This is a genomic window from Rhodospirillales bacterium (genome assembly GCA_016872535.1).
In the GTDB taxonomy this organism is placed as follows: Bacteria; Pseudomonadota; Alphaproteobacteria; order Rhodospirillales; family 2-12-FULL-67-15; genus 2-12-FULL-67-15.
In genome coordinates this window covers 23,404-29,898 of record VGZQ01000038.1, presented here as the reverse complement: position 1 = coordinate 29,898, position 6,495 = coordinate 23,404, and the positions used below count along the sequence as shown (strand labels likewise).

The following is a 6,495-nucleotide window of genomic DNA, read 5'->3' as shown; positions in this document are numbered from 1 at the left end:
CAACACCCGCCGGCCGCACATGAGCCTCGGCGGGCTCACGCCGTTCGAGTTTGCAACCCGCCCCCAAGAGGGGCATAACCAGAACGGATTCTGCCCATGAACGAGGGCAAGTCGGGGAGCACGTCACGGATGGGCCAGCGTCGGATATTTTTTGCTCAAGGGTACGCCAGTTGGCGATCCCATGGTTTCTTATGACGCGAAGCAATCGCGCCCTAGCTATTTCTTGGCGTTTTTCTAGAGGTATGCTTGGCAAAGCGTTACCTCGTTTATATTGATGTATATATACTAGTAGTATTGCGTTCTTGGCTTTTCGGTAATACCAAGAAAAGAACGCAAAGTGAACGTAAGGGGTGGGTCAGTTAGTCTCCGCTAAGCACGCCCCCTCGTCTTTTTACCCTTTCTTCGGATCGTAGCCGAGGTTGGGCGCGAGCCAGCGTTCCATGATGGCGAGGTCCATGCCCTTGCGCCGGGCGTAGTCTTCCACCTGGTCGCGCCCGATCCGCCCGACGCCGAAATAGCGCGCCTCGGGATGCGAAATGTAATAGCCGCTGACGGCGGCGGCAGGCCACATGGCGAAGGCGTCGGTCAAATGGATGCCCGTGTTCGCTTCCGCGTCGAGCAACCGGAAGAGCGTCCCTTTCTCGGTATGGTCGGGACACGCCGGATAGCCGGGCGCGGGGCGGATGCCCCGGTATTCCTCTCCGATCAGTTGCGCGTTGGTGAGGTTTTCGCCCGCCGCGTAGCCCCAAATCTCCCTGCGCACCCGCTCGTGCAGGCGCTCGGCGAAGGCTTCGGCGAGGCGGTCGGCGAGCGCCTTGACCATGATCGCCGAATAATCGTCGTGGGCGGCCTCGAAGCGCTTGACCGCTTCGTCGACGCCGATACCGGCGGTCACAGCGAAGCCGCCGAACCAGTCGGGCTTACCGGATTCCTTGGGCGCGACGAAATCGGCGAGTGCCAGGTTGGCGCGCCCGCCTTCGGCCCTCGCCATCTGCTGGCGGAGCGTGTGGACGGTCGCCAGCACGCGGCGGCGCGTTTCGTCGGCATAAATCTCGATGTCGTCGCCGACCGAATTGGCCGGCCATAACCCGACCACGCCGCGTGCCGTAAGCCATTTTTCGCCGACGATCTGCTGCAGCATGGCGCGGGCGTCGTTGTAGGTGTGACGCGCGGTTTCGCCGACCTTGGGGTCCTCGAGGATATCGGGGAAGCGCCCGCGCATTTCCCAGACCGCGAAGAACGGACCCCAGTCGATACGGGTCACCAGTTCGGCCAGGTCGTAGTCGTCGAACCGGGTGAGGCCAGGCTTCAGGGGCTTGGGCGGGACATAGGCGCCCCAGTCGATGGCCGCGCGGTTGGCGCGGGCCTTGTCGATGGGCAGGCGGTCTTTTTCTTCCTGCTGGCGCGCGTGTAGTTCGCGCGTCCGTTCGTAATCGGCGCGCACGTCGGCGGCGAAGGCGGCGCGGTTGTCGCCCGCCAACTGCCCGGCGACGCCGACCGCGCGCGAGGCGTCGGCGACGTAGACCACCGGGCCCGAATAATTGGGGGCGATCTTGACCGCGGTGTGCACCTTGCTGGTGGTCGCGCCGCCGATCAGGAGCGGCAGTTTGAATCCCTGACGCTCCATTTCGCTCGCGACGAAGCACATTTCCTCCAAACTGGGCGTGATCAGGCCGGAAAGCCCGATCATGCTCGCGCCGACCTCCGTGGCGGTTTCCAAAATCTTGGCGCACGGCGCCATCACGCCGAGGTCGATGGTCTCGAAATTGTTGCACTGAAGGACGACGCCGACGATGTTCTTGCCGATGTCGTGCACGTCGCCCTTGACGGTCGCCATCACGATCTTGCCCTTGGCGCTGCCGCCGGTCTTTTCGGCTTCGATGTAGGGCAGCAGATAAGCGACCGCCTTTTTCATCACCCGCGCGCTTTTCACCACCTGGGGCAGGAACATGCGGCCCGAGCCGAACAGGTCGCCGACCCGGTTCATGCCCTCCATCAATGGGCCCTCGATCACCGCCAGCGGCCGGGGCGCGGTCTTGCGCGCTTCCTCCACGTCGGTTTCGATGAAATCGGCGATCCCGTGCACCAGCGCGTGGGCGAGACGCTCCTCGACCGCGGCTTGGCGCCAGGACAAATCGACTTCCTTCTTGGCGCCGCCGGCGCGGTAGCGCTCGGCGATTTCGAGCAGGCGCTCGGTGGCGTCGGGGCGGCGGTTGAGGATCACGTCCTCGACCCGCTCGCGCAGCTCGGGCGGAATGTCCTCGTAGGGCGTGACCTGGCCGGCGTTGACGATGCCCATGTCGAGCCCGGCCCTGATCGCGTGGTAGAGAAACACGGAATGCATCGCCTGGCGCACCGGCTCGTTGCCGCGGAACGAGAAGGACACGTTGGAAATGCCGCCCGAAACGTGGGCGTAGGGCAATTTTTCGCGGATCAGGCGGGTCGCCTCGATGAAGGCCCGCGCATAGTCGTTGTGCTCCTCGATACCGGTGGCGACCGCGAATACGTTGGGGTCGAACACGATATCCTCGGGCGGAAAGCCGACCTTTTCGGTCAGCAGCGCGTAAGCGCGCCGGCAGATTTCGAACCGGCGCTCGGCGGATTCCGCCTGGCCCTTCTCGTCGAAGGCCATCACCACCACCGCCGCGCCGTAGCGGCGGACTTTCCGCGCGTGCTCGAGAAACGGCCCGTCGCCTTCCTTGAGGCTGATGGAATTGACGATCGCCTTGCCCTGGACGCATTTGAGCCCGGCTTCGATCACCGACCATTTCGAGGAATCGATCATGATCGGCACCTTCGCGATCGCCGGCTCGCCGGCGATCAGGTTGAGAAAGGTGGTCATCGCCTTCTCGGCGTCGAGCATGGCGTCGTCCATGTTGACGTCGATCACCTGGGCGCCGTTCTCGACCTGGTCGCGGGCGATGTCGAGGGCGGCCTCGTAGTTGCCCTCGAGGATCAGTTTCTTGAACTTGATCGAGCCGGCGACGTTGGTGCGCTCGCCGACGTTGACGAAGCTCGCGCCCGGCGGGGGCGTGTCGGCGGCGGGACTGTCGGGGGCGGGGGTGTCGGTCATTCGCGGAGCTCGAAGGGTTCCAGGCCGGACAGCCGGAGCCGGCGGGGGATCTCGGGGACCTTGCGCGGCGGGCATCCCTTCACCGCATTCGCGATGGCGCGGATGTGATCGGGGGTGGTCCCGCAGCAGCCGCCGAGCACGTTAACCAGGCCGTCCCTCGCCCATTCGACCACGAAGCCCGCCGTCTGCTCCGGCGTTTCGTCGTACTGGCCGAACGCGTTGGGCAGCCCGGCATTGGGATAGGCGCAGATCAGCGTGTCGGCGACGCGCGCGAGTTCGGCCAGGTGCGGCCGCATCTCTGGCGCGCCGAGGGCGCAGTTGAGCCCGACGGTGAGCGGCTTGGCGTGGCTGACCGAATTCCAGAACGCCTCCGGCATCTGGCCCGAGAGCGTGCGGCCGGAACGGTCGGTGATGGTGCCGGAAATCATCACCGGCACCACGTGGCCGGTTTTCTCGAACATCTCGTCGATCGCGTAAAGCGCGGCCTTGGCGTTCAGGGTATCGAAGATAGTTTCCACCAGCAGCACGTCGACGCCGCCTTCGATCAGGGCGCGGGCTGCCTCGCCATAGGCGTCGCGCAGCTGGTCGAAGGTGACGTTGCGCTTGGCCGGATCGGCCACGTCGGGCGAGATCGAGGCGGTGCGGTTGGTGGGGCCGATGGCGCCGGCGACGAAGCGTGGCTGAGAGGGCGTCTTCGCCGTCCAGGCGTCGGCGGCCGCGCGGGCGAGCTTGGCGCCTTCGCGGTTAAGCTCGCCGACCTGCGCTTCCATGCCGTAGTCGGCCTGGCTGATGGAGGTCGAATTGAAGGTGTTGGTTTCGATGATGTCGGCGCCGGCGGCAAGGTACGCTTCGTGAATTTCGCGGATCACGTCGGGGCGGGTAAGGGTGAGCAGATCGTTGTTGCCCTTGAGATCGCGCGGCCAGTCCTTGAACCGCTCGCCGCGAAAGTCGGCTTCGCTCAACTTGTGTTTCTGGATCATGGTGCCCATGGCCCCGTCCAGGATCAGGATGCGGGTTTTCAGCGCTTCGTGCAGCTTGATCAGGCGCGCGGGCGAATCCCCGCGCGCGCCAAATGATGCGCCCCTATCGGGGCGCGCGGCGGCGTCGTGAGCGGCGGCGGTCATTGGGCGGACTCCGAAACGGATGCGGTTGCCTTGGGCGGGCGCACACCGAGGACGTGGCAGATGGCGTAGACCAGATCGGCGCGGTTCAAGGTGTAGAAGTGGAATTCGCGCACGCCGCCCTCGAACAGAAGCCGGCATTGTTCGGCCGCAACCGAGGCCGCAACCAGCTTGCGCGTTTCGGCGTCTTCGTCGAGCCCCTCGAACAGATTGGCGAGCCAGTCGGGCAGCGACGCGCCGCACGCCTTGGCGAACTGGCGCACACGGGCGAAGTTGGTCACCGGCAGGATGCCGGGTACGATGGGAACCGCGATGCCGCGCGCGCGCGCGCGATCGACAAAACGGAAATATATGTCCGGCTCGAAAAAGAACTGGGTCATGGCGCGGCAGGCGCCGGCATCGATCTTGCGTTTCAAGTTATCGAGATCATCTTCGGCGCTCCGCGCTTGGGGATGGGTTTCAGGATAGGCGGCGACGCTGATCTCGAAATCGGCGATGCGTTTCAATCCCGCCACCAGGTCGGAGGCGAAAATGTAGCCGGCGGGATGCAGGCGCGGGCTGCCGAGTCCCGGTCCCGGACTGTCGGGCGGATCGCCGCGCAGTGCGACAATGTGACGGATGCCCTCGTCCCAATAACGCCGTGCGACGGCGTCGACCTCCGCGCGGGTGGCGTTCACGCACGTCAGATGCGCAGCGGGCTCGAGCGCGGTTTCCCGCCGGATGCGCAGCACGGTCGCATGGGTGCGCTCGCGGGTCGAGCCGCCGGCGCCGTAGGTAACGGACACGAACGAGGGTCGCACCGGCGCCAGTCGTTGGATGCATTCCCATAGCGCGATTTCGGCCCCCTCGGTCTTGGGCGGAAAGAATTCGAACGAAACCCGGACGTCGCCCGGGAGCGGCGAGATCGATTGGATCACGGGTCGGACAGCGGAACTGGCGCGGGTCGGGAACACGGGTAGGTCGGCCTTCATGGGGACGATCGGGGTTTCGTGGCGGGTCAGGCGGGCGTCTGCTGGGCGCGCACGGTCCAGCGCGCGAGCGCGGCCCTGGGTTCGCCCGCCTTGGGCTTGCGCGCGAGCCAGATGGTGACTGTGAGCGGGCGCCCCGGAATATGGGCGACACCGACCGGGTCGAGGCCGGCTTCGCGGCACCAGCCGAGTACCTCGCCCTCGGCGAATCCGAGCCGACGATGGGCGTGGCGTTCGCGCAGTTCCTCGACCGCGTGTGGTGCGAAATCGGCGATGGCGAGTCGCCCACCCGGGCGCAGGATCCGCGCGGCCTCGGCGACCGCCTGAAGGGGATCGTCGAGGAAATGCAGCACCTGGTGGATGACCGCGACGTCGAACGCATCCTCGGCGTAGGGCAGGCGGTAGAGGTCGCCCTGGCGGACCGAGCCCGAGGCAAGACGGGCGCGATCGAGCGCGGCGCGCGCGAGCGTCAGCATGTCGTGGGAAAGATCGATCCCCTCGCAGCGCGACGCGAGCGGCCCCAGCAATTCGAGCATCCGTCCGGTGCCGGTACCGAGGTCGAGTAGTTCGCCGAGAGGCTCGCGGCCGTCGGGTCCCGCCAGGAGACGGACCAAGGTGCGCTCGACTTCCGCGTCGTCGGCGTGCATGCGGCGAAGCGAATCCCAGTTTTTGGCGTTGGCGCGGAAATACGCGGCCGCCGCACGCGCGCGCTCCTTGCGTACCGTGGCGAGGCGGGCGCGATCCTCGGCGAGCGCGCCCGCGCTAGTGTCGAGGCCGGCGGCCAGCCAAGCGGTGAGCCGACCACCCAGCCCGGCGCGCGCGAGGCGGTGAAAAACCCAAGCGCCTTCGGGCGCGCGCTCGACCAGACCCGCCTCGGCGAGAAGCTTGAGGTGGCGCGAAATCCGCGGCTGGCTTTGGTTGAGGATTTTGGCGATCTCGCCGACCGCGAGCTCGCCCTCGGCGAGCAGCGCAAGAAGCCTAAGCCGGGTCGGCTCGGCCGCGGCGCGCAGCGCGGCCAGCATCTCCGGCGCGGCGAACAGACCGGGAAGCTCCTTCGAAGCGGCGCTAGCGCCAGAACCGGATTTTATATACATATATAAAGATATCTTTAAATTACATGTCGAAAAAAGCAAGGGGGAAAATCGAAACTGCTTTACCACCCGATCACACGGGGGCCTATCCGGGATGGACCTCAATATCGGCCGGGGGGCCACAAACGTAAGATGATGTCCGGTTACGAATTTTTAACCATCCGTCGGCCACATATGGGGCGCGGCGCGCGTTCGTTCCCCGGATTTCGCGCCCACCACCTTGCGCGCGCGACGGCGCGCTT

The 6,495-nt window shown here is 65.9% G+C and carries 2 protein-coding genes and 1 pseudogene; all 3 read right to left on the bottom strand.

The window, feature by feature from the left end:
• Window positions 1-391 precede the first annotated feature (391 nt).
• A pseudogene (gene metH, locus FJ311_09170) lies at window positions 392-4,197 on the bottom strand (methionine synthase).
• Window positions 4,194-5,165, bottom strand: coding sequence for a methylenetetrahydrofolate reductase (gene metF, locus FJ311_09165; protein MBM3951610.1), 972 nt, complete (start codon window positions 5,163-5,165; stop codon window positions 4,194-4,196). Before metF ends, metH begins: the two are co-directional and overlap by 4 nt.
• Window positions 5,166-5,191: 26 nt before the next feature.
• A complete protein-coding gene (locus FJ311_09160; protein ID MBM3951609.1) occupies window positions 5,192-6,256 on the bottom strand; it encodes a metalloregulator ArsR/SmtB family transcription factor in 1,065 nt (354 codons plus the stop codon).
• Window positions 6,257-6,495 lie beyond the last annotated feature (239 nt).

Coding starts and splice junctions, on each gene's coding strand:
- metF (MBM3951610.1), bottom strand. CDS start 5,165: ATGAAGGCCGACCTACCCGTGTTCCCGACCCGCGCCAGTTCCGCTGTC.
- FJ311_09160 (MBM3951609.1), bottom strand. CDS start 6,256: ATGTATATAAAATCCGGTTCTGGCGCTAGCGCCGCTTCGAAGGAGCTT.